Below are 20,461 nucleotides of genomic sequence, written 5' to 3'. Positions count from 1 at the left end.
AGAAGCCGCTGTGCCTGTCGCTCGCCGAGTACGACGAGATCACCGCCGCCAAGAAGGAACTGCAGAAGATCGAGCGGCGGCTGGACAAGATCTCCGAGAGGGAGACCAAGCTGCACGCCGCCATCGCCGAAAACGCCACCGACTTCGCGAAAGTGGCCGAACTGGACGCCGAGCTGCGGGAGCTGTCCGGTCAGCGGGAGGAACTGGAGCTGAGCTGGCTGGAATTGGCGGAGGACGCCTGAGCCCGGGGGCGCGGGTGGCGTGAAGAGGGCGTGAAGGCGCGTAACAGGGGCATCACGGGCCGGTTCTCCCTTGGGTACAGGGGTGGACTCGGCCGGGTGGCGTGTCGGTACCGGGTGATAGAAAGAGCCGTCTGAGCAACGTCTGAAGACGACCTTCGGTTCACCGCATACCTCGGGCGTGGCTAGAAATCAGTGAGTAGAGGGGGAACGCGCTGATGTCTCAGCCGCCCAACCAGCCGCCGCAGGATCCGCCGCCCGGTGGCGGGTTCGGAGCTCCGCAGACGCCGCCGCCCCCGCAGGGGCCCCCGGCCGGCGCGCCGCAGCCCGGGTACGGCCAACCGCAGCAGCCCGCCCGGCAGGGGCCCTACCCGTCCGGCCCGTACGCCTCCGGCCCCTACGGACAGCCGCAGCAGCCGGGTCCGTACGGGCAGCCCGGGTACGGCTACCCGCAGCCGCAGTTCCCCGGGGCACCCGGCACCCCGCCCGGCGGTTCCGGCCGCGGCAACCCCTTCAAGGGGAAGCCCGCCCTCGTCGTCGGTGCCGCGGTGGCCGCGCTGCTCGTGATCGGCGGCACCGTGTACGCCGTGTCCGGTGACGACGGGAAGAAGGACAAGAAGCCCGTCTCCAAGCAGACCGACGACCCCAAGCCGAGCGCCTCCGGCGGCGCCCCGGTCAACCCGGGCGACGGCAGCGGCGACGGTGGCGAGGACCCGGAGGACCTCAACGAGGGCCGCCAGGACGGCGAGTCCCGGGTGCTCTGGTACAAGGAGGCGCCCGACGCCCCCGGTTCCGGCGCCGACGCCCCCGGCATGTGGATCACCGACAGGACGGCGGTGAAGTCCGCCTACAAGGAGCTCTCCGCCTACAACGTCGGTGACGGCAAGCCCGCCTGGGAGACCATCGCCTTCCCGCAGGAGATCTGCGCGGTCACCTCTCAGAAATCGGCCGACGACAAGGTGGTCGTCGCCTACAAGAGCGGCAGGAGCGACCGCGCCAAGTGCAACCAGCTCCAGCTCATCGACCTCGACACCGGCGAGAAGGGCTGGGAGCAGGAGGTCGCCGACGGCGCCCTGTTCGACTCCGCGCTCTCCGTCGAGATGTCCCTCGCCGGCAACACGCTGATGGTGGGCCGCTCGCAGTCCGGCACGGCGTACGACGTGCGCACCGGCAAGAAGCTGTTCGACGCCAAGAAGTACGGCGACGCCCCCTGCTTCCCCGCCGCCTTCGCGGGCGGTGAGCGGCTGATCCAGGTCGCCTCCTGCGGCGCCGGCGGCAACAACGCGCACGACGAGGTCCGCGAGTTCGACCCCAGGACCGGCAAGGTCAAGTGGACGTACGCGTACGAGAAGGGCTGGCGGGTCGAGCGGGCCTTCTCCGTCGACCCGGTCGTCATGTACGCCACGAAGGAGGAGGACGGCGACAAGAAGGCGTGGAACATCGCCGCCTTCACCGCCGCCGGCAAGCTGCGCTCGCAGGTCGCGGTCGACGAGAAGTTCGACCCCGGCTGCGGCTGGGCCATCCTCGCGCGTGACCTCCAGGGCTGCCAGGGCGTCGTCGTCGACGGCGACACCCTCTTCCTGCCCACCCAGGCCACCACCGGCGCCAACGAGATCGTCGCGATCAGCCTCGCCGACGGCAAGGAGCGGTGGCGGGAGTCCTCCCCGGCGGAGGAGTCGATGGTGCCGATGAAGGTGGAGGGCGGCAAGCTCATCGCCTACGTCGAGCCCTCGTACAACGCGGGCGGCCAGGTGGTCGCCCTCCCCGTCGCGGGCGCCGGCCACAAGCCGGCCGGGCTGATGCAGAACCCGCAGGGTGTCGCGGACATCGAGAACGGCTTCTTCAGCAAGGACATCGACTGGGTCGACGGTCGTTTCTACCTCTCGACCACCCGGCTGACCGGCAATGACGACACGAAGGAGAAGTTGATGCTCGCCTACGGCAAGTGAGCACGTGAGCGCCGCTCCCGTCACTTTCCCGCCGCCCGTCGTCCCCTTCCCCGAGGTACTCATGTCATGACCCAGCCGCCTCCGCCGCCCAACCAGCCCCCGCAGCAGCCGGAACAGCCCCCGCAGCAGCCCGCCCAGCCCCCGCAGCAGCCGCCCGCCGCCCCGGGTGGGCCCGATCTGAACAAGGCACCCGAGCCCGGATACGGCTACCCGCAGGCCCCGCAGGCCCCGCAGGCCCCGCAGGCCCCGCAGGCTCCTCCGCCGTCCGCGCCTCCGGCCGCTCCGCAGGGACCCGGGTACGGATACCCCGGACAGCCGCCGGCCTCCGGGTACGGATACCCCGGACAGCCGCCGGCGCCCGGGTACGGATACCCGGGGCAGCAGCCGGCCGGGCCGTACGGGCAGCCGGGGTACGGCTACCCGCAGCCGCCGACCATGCCCATGCAGCCGCAGCCGGGCGGCGGGCGGAAGTTCAATGCCCAGCTGGCCATCATCGTCTCCGCGGTCACGGCCATCGCGCTGATCGTCGGGGGCGGGATCTGGTACGCGTCCTCGTCCGGCAAGGACGACGACGACAAGAAGACCACCGCGAAGGGCGGCGGAGGCGGGGAGGACAAGAACGGCGGGGACGAGGGTTCCTCCTCCGGAAACGGAGCCGAGGAGAAGGCCCCCGCCGACACCGGCTCCAAGGTGCTGTTCCAGGTGCCCGCGCCCAAGGTGCCCGAGGGCGCCTCGACCATCGCCACCGCCGGTTCCTGGCTGACCGACTCGGTGTACGCCAAGAGCGGCATCGCCGAGATCGTCGGCTACGACCGCGCCAAGGGCACCGAGAAGTGGACGCTCGCCCTGCCCGGACCGGTGTGCGGCGCGACGGACCACGTCACCGGGGACAACAGGACGGCGATCCTCTACAAGCCGGCGATGCCCACCAAGCAGAACCCGCAGTCCTGCACCGAGGTCGGGCTGATCGACCTGGAGTCCGGCAAGAAGCTGTGGTCCAAGACCGCCAAGTCCGGCACCATGCCGATCAGCTTCAACAACGTCACCCTCAGCGGCGGCACCGTCGCCGCCGGCAGCACCAGCGGCGGCGCCGCGTGGGAGATCGCCTCCGGCAGGGAGCTGTGGGCGCCCAAGACGTCCGACTCCTGCTACGACTCCGGGTACGGCGGCGGCGAGAAGCTGGTCGCGGTCCGCAAGTGCGGTTCGTACGACCAGCGCCAGCTGCACATCCAGACCGTCGACGCGAAGACCGGCAACGTCGTCAGCGAGTACACGATGGACGAGGGCATCGAGTACGCCGCCGTCGTCTCCACCGAGCCGCTGGTCGTGGCCGCCGACGTCGGCGACTCCGCCGGTGACGGCAGCGGTATCTCGGACTTCTTCTCCATCGACAACAAGACCGGCAAGCTCCGCACGCGCATCTCCGCTCCCGGCGAGGACTTCGCGGCCCGCTGCGACGCCATCTACAAGCTGGAGGACTGCAGCGCCCTGGCGGTCGGCAAGGACAAGCTGTACATCTCCACGGAGGAGCACGAGGGCGACGGCGAGTCGTACGTCCAGACCAACGAGGTCGTCGCCTTCGACCTGTCGACCGGCAAGCAGACCGGCCAGCGGGCCGACGCGGGTGACGGGTACGACCTCGTGCCGCTGCGGATGGACGGCGGCAACGTGATCGCCTACAAGCGTCCGCCCTACGACAAGGGCGGGCAGATCGTCAGCATCGACGGCGAGACCTTCAAGCAGACGGTGCTCCTGGAGAACCCGGCGACGGAGACCGTGCGCAGCGCCGAGACGCGGATGCTGCCGACGTCGGCGGAGATCCTGTACTCGAAGGGTGGTCTGTACATGTCGAAGGTGTACGCCAGTGACTTCACCACGCAGGACAAGGAGTATCTGGTGGTCGCTTTCGGCACAGACTGATCACTCGACCGATCGATATTGATCGCTCCTGCGGCCCCGTCCCTGCTCAGGGACGGGGCCGCACGCGTACCGCTCATCACCGGCCCATCGCCACCGAATACGAGAATTTCGGTGATCCGGGGCGATTCTCGCCGGTAGGGGGAGCGCGACGTCGAACAAGCGTGTAGCTTCCGGGGGCATCCGGGGTCCGGGGGTGCGTTGTCGTGGGGGGTTGGTTGTTCGATGGGTGTGCGGTTGATGGTGGTCGACGACCACCGGCTGCTCGCCGAGGCACTGGCCTCGGCGTTGAAACTGCGGGGGCACCGGGTGCTGGCCGCCGCGGCGCCGGCGGTGGGGGCGGCGGATCTGGTGATCAGCCGGGCACCGGAGGTGTGTCTGCTGGGCACGGCGGCGCCGGCGGAGCCGGGGACCTTCGATCCGGTGGTGAAGATCAAGCGGGAGCGGCCGGCGGTGGCGGTGGTCGTGCTGGGGCCGGTGCCGTCGCCCCGGGGGATCGCGGCGGCTTTCGCGGCGGGGGCGTCGGGGTACGTGCGGCACGACGAGCGGATCGAGGGCGTCGAGCGGGCGATCACGAAGGCGCGGGCGGGGGAGGCGGCGGTGGCGCCGCAGTTGTTGCAGGGGGCGTTCGGGGAGCTGCTGAACCCCGCGGCGCAGCCGGACGACGAGGGGCAGCGGCTGCTGCAGATGCTGACGCCCCGGGAGGTGGAGGTGCTGGTGCGGGTGGCTGACGGGGAGGACACCCGGCTGATCGCGGCGGGGATGGGCATCGCACCGTCCACGGCGCGTACGCACGTCCAGCGGGTGCTGATGAAACTGGGGGTGGGCTCCCGCCTGGAGGCGGCGGCCCTGGCGGCCCGGACGGGTCTGCTGGACCGGGCGGGCCCGCTCGGCTGACGGTGGCAGGGGGCGGACCAGGAGCGGGCCGGGTCGCCCCTGGTCCGCCCCCCCGGGTCCGTCAGATCGTGTAGTCCAGCCGGTTGGTGGGGAGTCGAAGCTCTGCGGCCAGAATTGTGGGGGTTTGCATACACACTCGCTTCGTTCACGAACTGATCCGGTGCGGAACCTACGCCTCCGAGTTCAGTAATTGAACACTTTCGGTGACGTCCTTTGTTGGATCGTGATGAGACCGGAGCGCTGGTGGGTTGTGATGTGTTATGTTCGATTGTGTTGAGTGGTGGGCGGGTGCAGAGGAGTGCGGCAGTGAAGAAGACCTCGACCCGGCTGGCCGACGGCCGCGAGCTCATCTACTACGACCTCGCCGACGACACCGTGCGCGACGCCGCCGACCGCCGTCCGCTGGAGGCCACCGTCACCACGTCCGAGGTTCGCCGCGACCCGCTGCTGGGCGATTCCGTCGCCGTCGCCTCCCACCGTCAGGGGCGCATCTACCATCCGCCCGCCGACGAGTGCCCCCTGTGCCCGTCCGAGGGCGACCGGCTGAGCGAGATCCCCGAATCGTCGTACGACGTGGTCGTGTTCGAGAACCGCTTCCCCTCGCTGGCCGGGGACTCGGGCCGGTGCGAGGTCGTCTGTTTCACCTCCGACCACCACGCCTCCTTCGCCGGACTGGGCGAGCGGCAGGCGCGGCTGGTCCTCGACGCCTGGACGGACCGGACGTCCGAGCTGTCGCATCTGCCCGCTGTCGAACAGGTGTTCTGTTTCGAGAACCGGGGGGCCGAGATCGGCGTCACCCTCCAGCACCCGCACGGGCAGATCTACGCCTACCCCTTCACCACCCCCCGGACCGCCCTGATGCTCCGCCAAGTGGCCGCGCACAAGGAGGGGACGGGTGGGGAGAACCTCTTCGACGCCGTACTTGAGCGGGAGCGGGCGGACGAGCGGATCGTCCTCGAGGGTGAACACTGGGTGGCCTTCGTGCCCTACGCGGCGCACTGGCCCTACGAGGTCCACCTGTACCCCAGGCGCCGCGTGCCCGACCTGCTCGGACTCGACGAGGCGGCGCGCGCGGAGTTCCCACGGGTGTACCTGGAGCTCCTGAAGCGCTTCGACCGGATCTTCGGCGAGGGCGAGCCCCGCACGCCGTACATCGCGGCCTGGCACCAGGCGCCGTTCGGCACCCTGGTGGAGTTCGACGGCGTCACACGCGACGACTTCGCCCTCCATCTGGAGCTTTTCACCATCCGCCGCACGTCCGGCAAGCTGAAGTTCCTCGCGGGCTCCGAGTCCGGCATGAACGTGTTCATCAACGACGTGCCGCCGGAGCGCGCGGCCGAGCGACTGCGGGAGGTAGCGAGTTCATGAGCGGTAAGTACCTGGTCACCGGGGGCGCGGGGTATGTCGGCAGTGTCGTCGCCCAGCATCTGATCGAGGCCGGACACGAGGTCGTCGTGCTCGACAACCTCACCACCGGCTTCCGGGAGGGCGTCCCCGAGGGCGCGTCGTTCATCGAGGGCGACATCCGCGATGCCGCCACATGGCTGGACTCCTCGTTCGACGGCGTCCTGCACTTCGCCGCCTTCTCCCAGGTCGGCGAGTCGGTGGCCAAGCCGGAGAAGTACTGGGACAACAACGTCGGCGGCACCATGGCCCTGCTCGGCGCGATGCGCGAGGCGGGCGTGCGCCGGCTGGTGTTCTCCTCCACGGCCGCGACCTACGGCGAACCCCGGCAGGTACCGATCCCCGAGTCCGCCCCGACCAGCCCCACCAGCCCGTACGGCGCCTCCAAGCTCGCCGTCGACCACATGATCACCGGTGAGGCGACGGCGCACGGACTGGGCGCGGTCTCCCTGCGCTACTTCAACGTGGCCGGTGCCTACGGACGGTACGGCGAGCGCCACGACCCCGAGTCGCACCTCATCCCGCTCGTCCTGCAGGTGGCCCAGGGGCGGCGCGAGGCGATCTCCGTCTACGGCGACGACTATCCGACCCCCGACGGCACCTGCGTCCGCGACTACATCCACGTCGCCGACCTGGCCGAGGCCCACCTGCTCGCGCTGGAGGCCGCCGCGCCCGGCGAGCACCTGATCTGCAACCTGGGCAACGGCAACGGCTTCTCCGTCCGCGAGGTCGTCGAGACCGTGCGCCGGGTCACCGGGCACCCGGTGCCCGAGGTGGTGGCCCCGCGCCGGGAGGGCGACCCGGCGGTCCTGGTGGCGTCCGCCGACGCGGCTCGCGAGAAGCTGGGCTGGAGCCCGTCGCGCGCGGACCTCGCCGGGATCGTCGCGGACGCATGGCAGTTCACGCAGCAGCGCGCCAACTAGAAGGCAACGAAGGGTCAGGGGTCAGGGCATGAGCGAGTCCAGCGCGGCCGTCGCGGGGTCCGTCGCCGAGCGGTTCGAGCAGCTGTACGGGTTCGCACCGGAGGGGGTGTGGGCGGCGCCGGGCCGGGTCAACCTCATCGGCGAGCACACCGACTACAACGACGGCTTCGTCATGCCGTTCGCCCTGCCCCACACCGCCGTCGCGGCGGTGTCCCGCAGGGACGACGGCGTCCTGCGGCTGCACTCCGCCGACGTGTCCGCCCCGGTCGCGGAACTCACGGTGGACGCCCTGGCCCCCGGCGCCGACAAACGCTGGACCGCCTACCCGGCGGGCGTGGTGTGGGCGCTGCGCGAGGCCGGGCACACCGTGACCGGCGCGGACATCCACCTCGCCTCCTCGGTCCCGGCGGGCGCGGGTCTGTCGTCCTCGGCCGCCCTGGAGGTCGTGGTCGCGCTGGCCCTCAACGACTTGTACGGACTGGGCCTGCGGGGCCGGCAGCTGGCCCGCCTGTGCCAGCGCGCGGAGAACGTCTACGTCGGCGCCCCGGTCGGCATCATGGACCAGACGGCCTCGGCCTGCTGCGAGAGCGGTCACGCCCTGTTCCTCGACACCCGCGACCTCTCCCAGCGTCAGATCCCCTTCGACCTGGCGGCCGAGGGCATGCGCCTGCTCGTGGTCGACACCCGGGTCAAGCACAGCCACAGCGAGGGCGAGTACGGCAGGCGCCGCGAGGGCTGCGAGAAGGGCGCGGCCCTGCTGGGCGTGGACGCGCTCAGGGACGTGCCGTACGACGGACTGGACGCGGCGCTCGCGCGGCTCGGCGACGAGGACGAGGTCCGCCGGCTGGTCCGCCACGTGGTGACGGAGGACCAGCGGGTCGAACGGGTGGTGTCCCTGCTGGAGGCCGGCGACACCCGGGCGATCGGCCCCCTCCTGGTCGAAGGCCACACCTCCCTGCGCGACGACTTCCGCGTCTCCTGCCCGGAACTCGACCTGGTGGTCGACACGGCGGTGGCCGCGGGCGCCCTGGGCGCCCGGATGACCGGCGGCGGCTTCGGCGGCTCGGCCATCGTCCTGGCCGAGGAGACCGACGTCCCCGCCGTCACCAAGGCGGTGGAGGAGGCGTTCACGGCAGCCGGCCACAAGAGCCCCCGGGTGTTCGAGGCGGTACCGGCGGCGGGAGCGAGACGCCTGCGGTAGCAGTGATACCGGCGGCAGAGCGCGACGCCTGCGGTAGCGGCGGGCCCCTCCGGTTCCCGGCGTCAGCCCAGCCGCTTCGTCAGGGTGTACTCCGTGATGCCCGGCGGGTAGTCGGGGATGACGCAGACCACCTCGTAGCCGTGGCGGCGGTAGAAGCCGGGGGCCTGGAAGTCCCAGGTCTCCACGCGGGAGGACGTGCAGCCGCGTCCGGTGGCGCGGCGTTCCGCCTCCGACAGCAGGCGGGAGCCGAGGCCCGCTCCGCGGTGGCGGGCCTCGACCCAGAGGTAGGTGACGTGCAGCCAGGCCGTCCAGGTGTGGCCGACCAGACCGCCCGCGAGACCACCGTTCGCGTCCACCACCCACACGTGCAAAGGCGCTTCCCGTTCGTCCGGGGTTCCGCGCAGGGCACGCAGCACCGGTGAGGACGCCGTGTTGGTCTCCCTCAGCCGCCTGCGGAGCAGATCACGTCGGGCCTTGTCGACTTCTGTCTCAAGACGAAACATGCGGCTCACCATAAACGCGCAAGGCCGCCAGTTCTGCACATAACCTTCCGCTCCCGGCCCTCGCCCGTACTCTGATGCACAGTGCCGGTGGGGGCCGGTGCCGTTCAGGGGGCGAGACCGTCGGGTTCGACGTCCGAGGTGGGGTGGTGGCTGTCGCGATGCGGCGGCCGTGCGGCCGCGGCGGCCCGTCCCACGTCCAGCAGATCGAGTACCAGGGCCCCGGCGTCGTATCCGCGCCGGTGTCGTCCTCCGACGATGGGGTATCCCCTGCTCTGGGAAGAGCGTGGGGAAGGGGGTTTCGTGGTTCGCATTCGAGTCCTGGTCGTCGACGACCATCGCATCTTCGCCGAGTCACTGGCCGCGGCCCTGGCCGCAGAGCCCGACGTCGACGTCTCCGCGGCCGGCAGCGGCCCGGCCGCGTTGCGCTGTCTGGAGCGGGCGGTCTCCGAGGGGCGGCGGTACGACGTGCTGCTCGTCGACGCCGATCTGGGCGGCAAGGTGCCCGGCGGGCGGCCGGCCGTACCCGTGCAGGCGGGCGACGAGGACGGACTCGTCGACGGGATATCGCTGGTCACCGGCGTGCGTTCGGCGCAGCCGCAGGTGCGGATCGTGGTCCTCGCCGGGAAGGACGACCCGGTCCGCGCCGCGCTCGCCCTGCAGGCGGGCGCCTCCGGCTGGGTGGCCAAGGACTGCTCGCTGAACCGGCTGCTCACCGTCATACGGGGAGTGCTGCGCGACGAGACGCATCTGCCGCCCGCGCTGCTGACGGGTGTGCTGCGGGAGCTGACCGCCGCCCGGCGGCACCGCACCGAGAGCGAACGGCTCGTGGAGTCGCTGACCCCGCGCGAGCGCGAGGTGCTGCGGTGCATGGTGGCGGGACTGGGGCGCAAGGCCGTCGCCGAGCGCCTGTACCTGTCCCCGCACACCGTGCGCACCCATATGCAGAACGTTCTCGGGAAACTGGGCGTGCACTCCACCCTCGCCGCGGTCGCCCTCGCCCGGCGTGCGGGTGTCGGCCCCGTCGACCTAACCGGGGATGTTGTCGAACGGGGCGGTCAACTGGCGTAGCAGACCAGCCAGTTCACTGCGCTGGGCATGGGTGAGTTCACCGAGGATCGCCCGTTCCTGCGCCAGCAGTCCGGCCAGCGCCTGGTCGGCGCGGTCCCGCCCCTCGTCCGTGAGCCGGACCAGGACGCCGCGCCGGTCACTGGGGTCGGGCAGCCGCTCCACCAGGTTCTTCTTGGTCAGGCGGTCGATGCGGTTGGTCATCGTGCCCGACGTGACCAGGGTCTGGGTCAGCAGCTGCCCCGGCGAGAGCTGGTACGGGGTGCCCGCGCGGCGCAGCGCGGTCAGGACGTCGAACTCCCAGGACTCCAGGCCGTGCTCGGTGAACGCGAGCCGGCGCGCCCGGTCCAGGTGCCGGGCCAGTCTGCTCACCCGGCTGAGCACCTCGAGCGGTTCCACGTCGAGGTCCGGGCGCTCCCGGCGCCACGCTGCGACCAGCCGATCGACCTCGTCCTCCATGACGATCAGTGTAGTCGTTGTGTCGACGTGAAGTCTCTCGATGTCAAGTTTCTTGACGTCGAGGGGTATGGGGGTGAGGGTGGGGGCACCCGTCCGCCACCGGCCACCGGGAGGCCCCGTGCCCGACACCACCCCCGTCTGGGACCCCGCCCAGTACCTCCGTCACGCCGGTCACCGCACCCGGCCCTTCACCGACCTGCTCGCCCGCGTCCCGGACCTCCCGCGAGACCCCGCCCGCATCGCCGACCTCGGCTGTGGCGCGGGCAACGTCACCGCCCTCCTCGCCGCCCGGTGGCCCACCGCCCGCATCACCGGCTACGACAACTCGCCCGAGATGCTCGACCGGGCCCACGCCGACCACGCGGGCGACAGGCTCGACTTCGCCCACGCCGACGTCCGCGCCTGGGTGCCGCAGGAGCCGTACGACCTGATCGTCAGCAACGCCACCCTGCAGTGGGTGCCGGGGCAGGCGGAACGGTTCGGAGAATGGATCGAAGGGCTCACCCCGGGCGGCACCTTCGCCTTCCAGGTGCCGGGCAACTTCGACGCCCCCAGTCACACCCTGCTGCGCGAACTGGCCGCATCCTCGCGGTGGCGCGCCCGCCTGTCCGGTGTCCTGCGCCACGAGGAGGCCGTGCTCCGCCCGGAGACCTACCTGGAGCGCCTCACCGCCCTCGGCTGCGCGACCGACGCCTGGGAGACCACCTACATCCACCTGCTGCGGGGGGAGGACCCGGTCCTCGACCGGGTCAGGGGCACGGCCCTGCGGCCGGTCCTCACCGCCCTCGCCGACGACCCGGAGGCGCGCGAGTACTTCGTCGCCGACTGCCGCGCCGCCCTGCGGGCCGCCTACCCGGCCGGCCCGCACGGCACCCCGTTCCCCTTCCGCCGCGTCTTCGCGGTCGCCGTCAGGCAGGCGTGATTCAGGGGGTACGGCCCACATGAGTGACGAGGATGTGGATCACGTCGTCGTCGATGACGTAGAGCACGCGGTAGTCGCCGACGCGCAATCGGCGGGTTGTCGGTCCGTAGGCGACGGAGTGGGTGGGGCGGGGCTCCTTGGCCAGAGTGTCCACGGCCTCGTAGACAGCGGCCAGCCCTGCCGGGTCGTCGCGGAGGAACCGGACGGCTGCGTCGGTGGCGTTGGGCTCCCAGACGATGCGGTAGGTCACGGGCGCAGCCCCAGCATGCGTCCGACCTCTTCGTGCGGGATGCCTTCGCCGAGGAGGCCCGCGGCCTTGCGGCGCTCGTAGTCGGCAACCGCCAATGCGTCTTCCAGATCCTCTATGACGTGGGGCGACACGAGGAGCGCGGCCACGTGCCCGTGATCCGTGAGCGCGATGGTCTCGCGGCTGTGGGCTGCGCGACGCACGAGGTCGCCGAGCTGGGCACGGGCTGCGCTGATCGTGATCTCAGTCATGTACGCATGATTACACAAGATTGACCTTGTGTGCTGTCGATCAACTCTTCCGGTGGCCTATCAGCCGCGGCTTCGGCTCCAGGCCGTCCAGGCCGTGCCAGGCCAGGTTGACCAGGTGGGCCGCCACCTCCGCCTTCTTCGGCCTGCGCACGTCCAGCCACCACTGGCCCGTCAGCGCCACCATCCCGACCAGGGCCTGCGCGTACAGCGGGGCCAGCTTCGGGTCGAAGCCGCGGGACTTGAACTCGCGGCCCAGGATGTCCTCCACCTGGGTGGCGATGTCCGAGATCAGGGACGCGAACGACCCCGTCGACTGGGGGATGGGGGAGTCGCGGACCAGGATGCGGAAGCCGTCCGTGTACTCCTCGATGTAGTCTAGGAGCGCGAACGCGGCCTGCTCGCACAGTTCACGCGGGTGACCGGCGGTCAGGGACCCGGTCACCATGTCCAGCAGACGCCGCATCTCGCGGTCCACCACCACCGCGTACAGCCCTTCCTTGCCGCCGAAGTGCTCGTACACCACCGGCTTGGAGACCCCGGCCTTCGCCGCGATCTCCTCCACCGACGTGCCCTCGAAGCCCTTCTCGGCGAACAGGGTGCGGCCGATCTCCAGCAGCTGCTGGCGTCGCTCCGCCCCGGTCATCCGGGTACGGCGCGCACGCCGCGGCTTGTCGTTGCTGGGGATGCTGCTGGAGTCGGTCGCCACGCCGACCATCATGCCGCCTCGACGGGTTCCTTCCCGCGCCGGGCGCCGCCTTCCGCGGAGTTACGGCGCGAATCGATACGCGAGCGTGACGGCCACCGCACGTCGTAGGCCCATCCCAGCCGCTCGAACCAGCGGATCAGACGCGCGGAGGAATCCACCTGCCCCCGCTCCACACCGTGCCGCGCCGACGTCGGATCGGCGTGATGCAGGTTGTGCCAGGACTCGCCGCACGACAGGACCGCCAGCCACCACACGTTGCCCGAGCGGTCCCGCGACTTGAAGGGGCGCCTGCCGACCGCGTGGCAGATGGAGTTGATCGACCACGTCACGTGGTGCAGCAGCGCCACCCGGACGAGTGACCCCCAGAAGAAGCCGGTGAACGCGCCCCACCAGGACATCGTGACCAGACCGCCGATCAGCGCCGGCAGCGCCAGCGAGATCCCCGCCCACAGGATGAACTGCCGGGAGATCGTCCGCAGGGTCCGGTCCTTGATCAGATCCGGTGCGTACTTCTCCTGCGACGTCTGCTCCTCGTCGAACATCCAGCCGATGTGCGCCCACCACAGGCCCTTCAGCAGCGCCGGGACCGTCTCCCCGTACTTCCACGGCGAATGCGGGTCACCCTCGGCGTCGGAGAACTTGTGATGCTTGCGGTGGTCCGCCACCCACCGCACCAGCGGGCCCTCCACCGCCATCGATCCCGCGATCGCCAGCCCGACCTTCAGCGGCCGCTTCGCCTTGAACGAGCCGTGGGTGAAATGACGGTGGAAGCCGATGGTGATGCCGTGGCATCCCAGGTAGTAGAAGAACACCAGCAGACCGAGGTCCAGCCAGCTCACCCCCCACCCCCAGGCCAGCGGTACCGCCGCCGCCAGCGCCAGGAACGGGACCGTGATGAAGAGCAGCAGCGTGATCTGCTCGATGGAACGCTTGCGCTCCCCGCCCAGCGTTGCGGACGGCACCGCGTCGTCGTCGGACCGGGATTGTTTCGGGGCATCGTCGAGCACGTCGGAGCTTGAGGTCATGCGTATCCCCTGTGGGGTGTGTGGACTGAGGGTGGTGCCGGGCCGCCGGAAAGGCACACCTTCCCTACCCTTCCGTAACCTACGGCGACGTAAGTATGGCAGTGCGTCCTCCCGCGGCAAGAGCCCGTGAGCCTGCGCGTCCGGGTCGACACCTATCCTGGAAGCCGGTCGGACAGCGCGGTCCGCTCTGAATTCTTCCCGGACGTCCGGCCCGTAAAGCGGCGCACGCCGTGCGAGACGCCGTCCGGGTTCCCTCCAGACCAGCTTCAACACTGCAAGGAGCCGCACCTGTGAGCAGTGCCGACGACCAGACCACCACGACGAGCAGCGAACTGCGCGCCGACATCCGCCGACTGGGTGATCTCCTCGGAGAGACCCTGGTCCGCCAGGAGGGCCCCGAACTGCTCGACCTCGTCGAGAAGGTACGCCGACTCACCCGTGAGGACGGCGAGGCCGCCGCCGCGCTGCTGCGGGGCACCGAACTCCAGACCGCGGCCAAGCTGGTCCGCGCCTTCTCCACCTACTTCCACCTGGCCAACGTCACCGAGCAGGTGCACCGGGGCCGTGAACTGCGCGCCCGCCGCGCGGCCGAGGGCGGACTGCTCTCCCGCACCGCCGACCGGCTCAAGGACGCCGACCCGGAGCACCTGCGCGAGACCGTCCGCCACCTCAACGTGCGGCCCGTCTTCACCGCACACCCCACCGAGGCCGCCCGCCGCTCCGTGCTCAACAAGCTCCGCCGGATCGCCGCCCTCCTCGACACCCCCGTCATCGCCACCGACCGGCGCCGCCTCGACACCCGCCTCGCCGAGAACATCGACCTCGTCTGGCAGACCGACGAACTGCGCGTGGTGCGCCCCGAACCCGCCGACGAGGCCCGCAACGCCATCTACTACCTCGACGAACTCCACGCCGGCGCCGTCGGCGACGTCCTCGAGGACCTCACGGCCGAACTGGAGCGCGTCGGCGTCCACCTCCCCGACGACACCCGCCCCCTGACCTTCGGCACCTGGATCGGCGGCGACCGCGACGGCAACCCCAACGTCACTCCCCAGGTCACCTGGGACGTCCTCATCCTCCAGCACGAACACGGCATCAACGACGCCCTGGAGATGATCGACGAACTCCGCGGCTTCCTCTCCAACTCCATCCGCTACGCCGGAGCCACCGAGGAACTCCTCACCTCCCTGCGGGCCGACCTCGACGCCCTTCCCGAGATCAGCCCCCGCTACAAGCGCCTCAACGCCGAGGAGCCCTACCGGCTCAAGGCCACCTGCATCCGGCAGAAGCTGGAGAACACCAAGCTCCGCCTCGCCCGGAACACCTCGCACGAACCCGGCCGCGACTACCTCGGCACCGGCGAACTCCTCACCGACCTGCGGATCATCCAGGTCTCCCTGCGCGAACACCGCGGCGGCCTCTTCGCCGACGGCCGCCTCGCCCGTACGATCCGCACCCTGGCCGCCTTCGGCCTCCAGCTCGCCACCATGGACGTACGCGAACACGCCGACGCCCACCACCACGCCCTCGGCCAGCTGTTCGACCGGCTCGGTGAGGAATCCTGGCGCTACGCCGACATGCCCCGCGAGTACCGCGGCAAGCTCCTCGCCAGGGAACTGCGCTCCCGGCGCCCCCTCGCCCCCACCCCCGCACCCCTCGACACGGCCGGCGAGAAGACCCTCGGCGTCTTCGGGACGGTCAAGCGTGCCCTCGCCGTCTTCGGGCCCGAAGTCATCGAGTCCTACATCATCTCCATGTGCCAGGGCGCCGACGACGTCTTCGCCGCCACCGTCCTCGCCCGCGAGGCCGGCCTCATCGACCTGCACGCCGGCTGGGCCAGGATCGGCATCGTCCCCCTCCTCGAGACCACCGACGAGCTCAAGGCCGCCGACACCATCCTCGAGGACATGCTCGCCGACCCCTCCTACCGGCGTCTCGTCGCTCTCCGCGGCGACGTCCAGGAGGTCATGCTCGGCTACTCCGACTCCTCCAAGTTCGGCGGTATCACCACCAGTCAGTGGGAGATCCACCGCGCCCAGCGCCGACTGCGCGACGTCGCCCACCGCTACGGCGTCCGCCTGCGCCTCTTCCACGGCCGGGGCGGCACCGTCGGCCGCGGCGGCGGCCCCACCCACGACGCCATCCTCGCCCAGCCCTGGGGCACCCTCGAGGGCGAGATCAAGGTCACCGAACAGGGCGAGGTCATCTCCGACAAGTACCTGATCCCCGCCCTCGCCCGGGAGAACCTCGAACTCTCCGTCGCGGCCACCCTCCAGGCGTCCGCCCTGCACACCGCCCCGCGCCAGTCCGACGACGCCCTCGCCCGCTGGGACGCCGCCATGGACCTCGTCTCCGACGCCGCCCACACGTCCTACCGCAAGCTGGTCGAGGACCCCGACCTGCCGACGTACTTCCTGGCCTCCACGCCGGTCGACCAGCTCGCCGACCTGCACCTGGGCTCGCGGCCCTCCCGCCGCCCCGGCTCGGGCGTCTCGCTCGACGGACTGCGCGCCATCCCGTGGGTGTTCGGCTGGACCCAGTCCCGGCAGATCGTCCCCGGCTGGTACGGCGTCGGCTCCGGCCTCAAGGCCCTGCGCGAGGCCGGACTCGACACCGTCCTGGACGAGATGCACCAGCGGTGGCACTTCTTCCGCAACTTCATCTCCAACGTCGAGATGACCCTCGCCAAGACCGACCTGCGCATCGCCCAGCACTACGTCGACACCCTCGTCCCCGACGAGCTCAAGCACGTCTTCGACACCATCAAGGCCGAACACGAGCTGACCGTCGCCGAGGTGCTGCGGGTCACCGGCGAACAGGAACTCCTGGACGCCGACCCGGTCCTGAGGCAGACCTTCACCATCCGCGACGCCTACCTGGACCCGATCTCCTACCTCCAGGTGGCCCTCCTCAAGCGCCAGCGCGACGCCGCCGGCGCCGGTGAGCAGCCCGACCCGCTGCTCGCCCGCGCCCTGCTCCTCACCGTCAACGGTGTCGCGGCCGGCCTGCGCAACACCGGCTGACCCGGTACCGGAAAGGGGTGCCCCCGGCCGCGTACGGCCGGGGGCACCCCTCGTCACGGGCCCGTGTCAGACCACCAGGAAAGCCGCCGTGAGCAGCGCCGCCCCCGACGACGCCATCACCCACGCCACCCGCGTCCGCAGCAGACCGCCCGCCACCACCACCGACGCCAGCAGCAGAGCGCCGCCCAGCGGCACCCACGCGTAGAGGATCCCGGCGGGGCCCGAGCGGACCCCCTCCGCACCGCCCGGCTTCAGCACCACGGTGTACGTCCGGCCCTTCTCCACGGCCACCGAACGCTCCAGCACGATCTCCGCACGCGGCTGCGAGCCCTGCGACAACGGCGTGTACGGCCCCGAGCACGTGTGATCCGCGCACGCCGTCACCTCGACCGTGCCGCGCTCCCGCCCCTTCGTCAGCATCACGTGCTGCGCCGTGCCCCACGACGCCCACACGCCCGCGATCAGGATCAGCGCCGCGACCGTGCCCATCGCCGCGAACCGGCCGAAGCGCAGAGCGGAGGAGCCGTGGGGGGAGCGGACCGCAGAAGGCATGGCCGAGATCCTTGGCCATGACCTCGCGAACGGTCAACTCCGCCGGATGGAGAATCGACCTGTGCTCCCTGACGTCAGCGTGGTGCGAGAGCCAGCAACCTGGCGATCCACTCGTCGAAGTGGGGCAGACGGCTCGCAGAGCAGCCAAGCCCAGGTCCATGACCGCCACCGGGCCGTCCTGGGTCTTCACATACCTCGGATACAGCTTGAGGATCCGCTTGGAGGGAGCGGTCTCAGGCCTGTCGTTCACATGCTCTGGCCCTCCGGCCAGATCGGCCTGACGCTTGAGCTCATGGGCCAGGGCGGGATCGTCGGCCCAGTCCCCGAGCTGCTCCGCCGCGGCGAAGACCCAGGTCTCCGTCTCGTGCAGGACGACATGGGGAAGGAACCGGGGATGACCCATGTGTTCTGCGAGGCGCCGCTCGACATGGTTCACCTTGTCCACGGCCGAGCCCGCCGGCCGGTCCGACATCCCCGGACTGTCCTGGGGGAGGCCGTAGTGGTCAAGGAGAGTGGTGACCGCCGCCCAGTGAGTGGAGGCCAGCAGCTTGTGCAGGTCCCTCTCGATCTTCGCCCACTTGCTGACCCCGCCCTTCCCCGCGGGACCCCCCGCCGGCGTCCGGGTCATCAGGATGGTCGGCACCGGGCAGATGCCGTACTCCGCCAGTTCGGGCGCGAGGAAGTCGTTGACCATGTTCTCCTCGGTCTGCCCCTCGCACAGCACCCCCACCATGATCATTCCGGGCGGCCCCGCAACGGCATCTCCGGCGACGGCCGGCCACCCAGCACGTTCTTCTCCCACAGTTCTCCGAGGGAGTAGTCCTCCAGCCACCCCTGGAGCTCCTCGGGAGCCGGGCGTCTCAGTTCCGTCGCCCCCTCCTCGCGTTCCACCACCACGATGTCGGCGAGCGAGAACTGGTTCAGCAGCGTCACGGACTGTGTGGCGATCACGATCTGACTGCGCACGGCGGCCGACCGGAGCATGTCCGACAACTGGACGATCGCGTACGGGTGCAGCCCGAGTTCCGGCTCGTCGAGGGTGAAAAGGGCAGGCGGGTCGGGCTGGAGGAGCAGGACGCACAGGCAGATGTACCGCAAGGTGCCGTCCGAAAGCGCCTCTGCGGGAAACACCGCGTCCACTCCCTCCTGCATCCAGCGCAGGCGGATCCTCCCGCCCGGTTCCTCCTTCAGCAGGAAGTCCCGGAAGAACGGCGCCACGGACTTGATGGCCCGCACGATGCGCCGGTACGACTTCGGCTCGCCCTCGCGCAGCCGCAACAGGAACGCCGCGAGATTCGCCGCATCGGGCCGCAGCGCCTCGTTGTCCGCCGCATACCCGAACTGCTTGACCGGCGCCTCACGGCTGGTGTCCTGGAAATGGAAGACCCGGCAGCCCGCCAGGATGTGCCGCACCGGACCCGCGAGGCGGGAGAGCTGCTCCTCCTCCTTCTGACGCAGGAGTGACTCACGGTGTCCGCGACCGAAGCTCTCCTCCATCGGCAGGCCGGGACCCGGCTCGTGGAAGTGCCCCTTCTCCTCGGCGAAGACGAAGCTGTCGTTCGCCGCAGGGACGAGGTGCGCCTCATACCGATACGGGGGAGCAGAGACCTTGAGCCGGATGCCTTTCTCAGTGCCGCGCCCTGCGAACTGCAGGGCTTGGGCTCCTCCATGGATGCCCACCTGGAGCGCCAGGTCGCCGTCCGCCATCCACCCCAGCAGTTCGAGCGCGCCGACCACGTTGCTCTTGCCCGCCCCGTTGGCGCCCACCAGTACGGTCACGCCGTCGCCCAGCGTCAGGGTGCCGGCCCGGATGGAGGCATACCCCTCGACGGTCACCTCTGAGAGCTTGTACGACAGCATGGCCCCAACCCTAGGCGAGGGCCCCCGTCCCAGGGGGAGCGGAGAGCCAACAGATGATCTGTTGCGACCGTCTGTCCACAGGATGCCGATGCACGCTTCTGGCCCGTCGCTCGGGGTCGATAGGCTGGACCACCTGCACGACCGGGTCCGCGCCCGCTTCCCCGACCTGTCCGGCCGCCTCCCGGACGACCGGGTCCTCCTGGGTCGCCTGCTGCGGCAGGCCGGCTTCGAGCTGGAGTGGCGGACGAACCGGAAGCGCCCGCGCGGCTGGTTCGTCCCCCGGCGGGAGACTGCCGCCGGCGGTGACGTCACCTCGGTCGTCACCCAGCGCCGCCCCAGCCGGGTCAGCCGCACCGACCACTGGACGGCCCGGGACCCGGAGCAGCGCGCCCGTCTCAAGGCCAGGGCCCAGCTCCAGGAATCCGGCGGCCGGCCGGGCTTCCGGGTCCTCACCGTCCGCTTCGACGACCAGCGCCTCGCCCTGCGGACCCTCACCGAGCAGGGGCGCGAGTGGCAGGCCGAGCCCGTCGACGTCAGCGCACTCTTCCTGGCCAGCCTGCGCCGCCTCGTAGAGGCCCGCCCCCGGCCCACCCGGGAGACCATCCTGGAGGCGGACAACGCCGAACCGGGCTCGCGGGACGCGATGAAGTTCGGCGAGTACACCGCCGCCGCGTGGCGCGACGTGGAGAAGGACGTCCTGGCCTCTTTAAGGTCCCGGCGACTCTGCTGCGCAATTGCAGAGCGTTACCGGCGTCGGCCTGGCCCGGCTCGTCAGCCGGGCGGGCAGCGTCCTGCGCTGCGGGCATGCCCGCAGCGCAGGACGCCGGCTGTGACCAACCCGGGAAATGAGCAGCAGGGTCCCCGGCGGGCCCCGACACAGCGAGGAGGGGGGAAGACGGCGCAGCGGCGGGCCGCCGCCCGGTGCTTCTGCACGACGCCTATGTCATGGCCCGTTACGGCGGCATGGGCGTCCTCCAGCGGCTCGCCGACCTGGCACGGCGGGGCGGCCCGGACGGGCGTGGCCTCTGGCTGCTCAGCCCGCTCACGGACCCGACCCTCGGGCCACGGCTGGACGCCGCGACCGTGTCGATCGAGGACCGCGAGGAGTGGATCAGTCTCAACCACGCGTGGGTCGTCAACGACCCGGGGGAGGAGCAGGCGGCGTAACCGCCTGTTCCTGCCCGTGCCCTGGGGTCAGCCCCGTCCCGCCGGTCGGGCGGGAGGGCCCGGCTCCGGGCGTTGGCGGCGGCCACGGAGGCACGCAGCCGCTCGGCGGAGGAGGCGACGCGGACCCGTGCCGGGAGCGCGTCCCACTCCC

The 20,461-nt window shown here is 70.9% G+C and carries 18 protein-coding genes and 2 pseudogenes; 11 read left to right on the top strand and 9 right to left on the bottom strand.

Annotated elements, in window-relative coordinates; genetic code table 11:
• From B9S61_RS34480 to galK, 7 genes and pseudogenes are all read left to right on the top strand, one after another.
• Positions 1-242 (top strand): annotated as a pseudogene (locus B9S61_RS34480) (hypothetical protein); the annotation flags it as partial.
• Positions 243-457: 215 nt separating this feature from the next.
• Positions 458-2,188 carry a PQQ-binding-like beta-propeller repeat protein gene (locus B9S61_RS34475; RefSeq protein ID WP_103545699.1) on the top strand — a complete coding sequence of 577 codons (1,731 nt, stop codon included), beginning with the start codon at positions 458-460 and terminating at the stop codon, positions 2,186-2,188.
• Between the two features lie 66 nt (positions 2,189-2,254).
• The gene (locus B9S61_RS34470) at positions 2,255-4,108 is read left to right on the top strand and encodes a PQQ-binding-like beta-propeller repeat protein (RefSeq protein WP_103545698.1); all 1,854 of its coding nucleotides are present in this window, start codon (positions 2,255-2,257) and stop codon (positions 4,106-4,108) included.
• Positions 4,109-4,330: 222 nt separating this feature from the next.
• A complete protein-coding gene (locus tag B9S61_RS34465) occupies positions 4,331-5,002 on the top strand; it encodes a LuxR C-terminal-related transcriptional regulator (RefSeq protein ID WP_103545697.1) in 672 nt (223 codons plus the stop codon).
• A 306-nt stretch (positions 5,003-5,308) separates the two neighbouring features.
• Positions 5,309-6,370, top strand: coding sequence for a galactose-1-phosphate uridylyltransferase (galT, locus tag B9S61_RS34460; protein ID WP_103545696.1), 1,062 nt, complete (start codon positions 5,309-5,311; stop codon positions 6,368-6,370).
• Positions 6,367-7,329, top strand: a complete 963-nt coding sequence (galE, locus tag B9S61_RS34455) for a UDP-glucose 4-epimerase GalE (RefSeq protein WP_103545695.1) — start codon at positions 6,367-6,369, stop codon at positions 7,327-7,329. The genes galT and galE overlap by 4 nt, the downstream gene beginning before the upstream one ends.
• 28 nt (positions 7,330-7,357) lie before the next feature.
• Positions 7,358-8,530 (top strand): galactokinase, encoded by a 1,173-nt coding sequence (gene galK / locus B9S61_RS34450; RefSeq protein WP_103545694.1) that lies wholly within the window; start codon positions 7,358-7,360, stop codon positions 8,528-8,530.
• A gap of 62 nt (positions 8,531-8,592) precedes the next feature.
• Here the strand turns inward: galK and B9S61_RS34445 are convergent, their stop codons facing one another.
• On the bottom strand, positions 8,593-9,045 hold the full coding sequence (locus tag B9S61_RS34445; RefSeq protein ID WP_103545693.1) for a GNAT family N-acetyltransferase: 453 nt from the start codon (positions 9,043-9,045) through the stop codon (positions 8,593-8,595).
• Positions 9,046-9,333: 288 nt separating this feature from the next.
• Here B9S61_RS34445 and B9S61_RS34440 point away from each other — a divergent pair, with 288 nt between their 5' ends.
• Entirely contained in the window at positions 9,334-10,101 is a 768-nt protein-coding gene (locus B9S61_RS34440) for a response regulator transcription factor (protein ID WP_103545692.1), read from the top strand.
• Here B9S61_RS34440 and B9S61_RS34435 read toward each other — a convergent pair.
• Positions 10,060-10,557, bottom strand: coding sequence for a MarR family winged helix-turn-helix transcriptional regulator (locus B9S61_RS34435; protein ID WP_103545691.1), 498 nt, complete (start codon positions 10,555-10,557; stop codon positions 10,060-10,062). The two genes, B9S61_RS34440 and B9S61_RS34435, sit on opposite strands and share 42 nt — an antisense overlap.
• Before the next feature lie 118 nt (positions 10,558-10,675).
• Here B9S61_RS34435 and B9S61_RS34430 point away from each other — a divergent pair, with 118 nt between their 5' ends.
• A complete protein-coding gene (locus tag B9S61_RS34430; RefSeq protein WP_258040013.1) occupies positions 10,676-11,479 on the top strand; it encodes a trans-aconitate 2-methyltransferase in 804 nt (267 codons plus the stop codon).
• Position 11,480: 1 nt separating this feature from the next.
• On the opposite strand, the gene B9S61_RS34425 is transcribed toward B9S61_RS34430, so the two are convergent.
• From B9S61_RS34425 to B9S61_RS34410, 4 genes are read right to left on the bottom strand one after another with little or no spacing between them, the layout of a single operon-like run.
• Positions 11,481-11,729 carry a type II toxin-antitoxin system RelE/ParE family toxin gene (locus tag B9S61_RS34425; protein WP_103545689.1) on the bottom strand — a complete coding sequence of 83 codons (249 nt, stop codon included), beginning with the start codon at positions 11,727-11,729 and terminating at the stop codon, positions 11,481-11,483.
• A complete protein-coding gene (locus B9S61_RS34420) occupies positions 11,726-11,977 on the bottom strand; it encodes a type II toxin-antitoxin system Phd/YefM family antitoxin (protein ID WP_103545688.1) in 252 nt (83 codons plus the stop codon). Before B9S61_RS34420 ends, B9S61_RS34425 begins: the two co-directional genes overlap by 4 nt.
• 40 nt (positions 11,978-12,017) lie before the next feature.
• A complete protein-coding gene (locus B9S61_RS34415) occupies positions 12,018-12,695 on the bottom strand; it encodes a TetR/AcrR family transcriptional regulator (protein WP_103545687.1) in 678 nt (225 codons plus the stop codon).
• Positions 12,692-13,708, bottom strand: a complete 1,017-nt coding sequence (locus tag B9S61_RS34410) for a fatty acid desaturase (RefSeq protein ID WP_103545686.1) — start codon at positions 13,706-13,708, stop codon at positions 12,692-12,694. Before B9S61_RS34410 ends, B9S61_RS34415 begins: the two co-directional genes overlap by 4 nt.
• 290 nt (positions 13,709-13,998) lie before the next feature.
• Between B9S61_RS34410 and ppc the strand changes: the two genes are divergently transcribed.
• Positions 13,999-16,731, top strand: coding sequence for a phosphoenolpyruvate carboxylase (gene ppc, locus B9S61_RS34405; protein ID WP_103545685.1), 2,733 nt, complete (start codon positions 13,999-14,001; stop codon positions 16,729-16,731).
• Positions 16,732-16,797: 66 nt separating this feature from the next.
• Here the strand turns inward: ppc and B9S61_RS34400 are convergent, their stop codons facing one another.
• The 3 genes and pseudogenes from B9S61_RS34400 to B9S61_RS34390 all read right to left on the bottom strand — a co-directional run bounded on the left by B9S61_RS34400 (position 16,798) and on the right by B9S61_RS34390 (position 19,143).
• Entirely contained in the window at positions 16,798-17,283 is a 486-nt protein-coding gene (locus B9S61_RS34400; RefSeq protein ID WP_103545684.1) for a hypothetical protein, read from the bottom strand.
• A 181-nt stretch (positions 17,284-17,464) separates the two neighbouring features.
• Positions 17,465-17,977, bottom strand: a pseudogene (locus tag B9S61_RS34395) (DUF4276 family protein); the annotation flags it as partial.
• Between the two features lie 41 nt (positions 17,978-18,018).
• Positions 18,019-19,143, bottom strand: coding sequence for an AAA family ATPase (locus B9S61_RS34390; protein WP_103545683.1), 1,125 nt, complete (start codon positions 19,141-19,143; stop codon positions 18,019-18,021).
• Positions 19,144-20,064: 921 nt separating this feature from the next.
• Between B9S61_RS34390 and B9S61_RS41260 the strand changes: the two genes are divergently transcribed.
• Positions 20,065-20,310: a hypothetical protein gene (locus B9S61_RS41260; RefSeq protein WP_181007662.1), complete on the top strand. Its 246-nt coding sequence runs from the start codon at positions 20,065-20,067 to the stop codon at positions 20,308-20,310.
• Positions 20,311-20,461: the final 151 nt, after the last annotated feature.

Origin of the sequence: Streptomyces sp. SM1 (genome assembly GCF_002910825.1) — a bacterium.
GTDB lineage: Bacteria > Actinomycetota > Actinomycetes > Streptomycetales > Streptomycetaceae > Streptomyces > Streptomyces okerensis.
This window is presented reverse-complemented; position numbering and strand designations above follow the sequence as displayed.

Bases quoted from the DNA above. Each gene is read 5' to 3' on its own strand.
- B9S61_RS34465 (WP_103545697.1), top strand. From the start codon at position 4,331: ATGGGTGTGCGGTTGATGGTGGTCGACGACCACCGGCTGCTCGCCGAG.
- galE (WP_103545695.1), top strand. From the start codon at position 6,367: ATGAGCGGTAAGTACCTGGTCACCGGGGGCGCGGGGTATGTCGGCAGT.
- B9S61_RS34410 (WP_103545686.1), bottom strand. From the start codon at position 13,708: ATGACCTCAAGCTCCGACGTGCTCGACGATGCCCCGAAACAATCCCGG.
- B9S61_RS34475 (WP_103545699.1), top strand. From the start codon at position 458: ATGTCTCAGCCGCCCAACCAGCCGCCGCAGGATCCGCCGCCCGGTGGC.
- B9S61_RS34470 (WP_103545698.1), top strand. From the start codon at position 2,255: ATGACCCAGCCGCCTCCGCCGCCCAACCAGCCCCCGCAGCAGCCGGAA.
- B9S61_RS34400 (WP_103545684.1), bottom strand. From the start codon at position 17,283: ATGCCTTCTGCGGTCCGCTCCCCCCACGGCTCCTCCGCTCTGCGCTTC.
- B9S61_RS34420 (WP_103545688.1), bottom strand. From the start codon at position 11,977: ATGACTGAGATCACGATCAGCGCAGCCCGTGCCCAGCTCGGCGACCTC.
- B9S61_RS34435 (WP_103545691.1), bottom strand. From the start codon at position 10,557: ATGGAGGACGAGGTCGATCGGCTGGTCGCAGCGTGGCGCCGGGAGCGC.
- B9S61_RS34415 (WP_103545687.1), bottom strand. From the start codon at position 12,695: ATGATGGTCGGCGTGGCGACCGACTCCAGCAGCATCCCCAGCAACGAC.
- galK (WP_103545694.1), top strand. From the start codon at position 7,358: ATGAGCGAGTCCAGCGCGGCCGTCGCGGGGTCCGTCGCCGAGCGGTTC.
- B9S61_RS34390 (WP_103545683.1), bottom strand. From the start codon at position 19,143: ATGCTGTCGTACAAGCTCTCAGAGGTGACCGTCGAGGGGTATGCCTCC.
- B9S61_RS34445 (WP_103545693.1), bottom strand. From the start codon at position 9,045: ATGGTGAGCCGCATGTTTCGTCTTGAGACAGAAGTCGACAAGGCCCGA.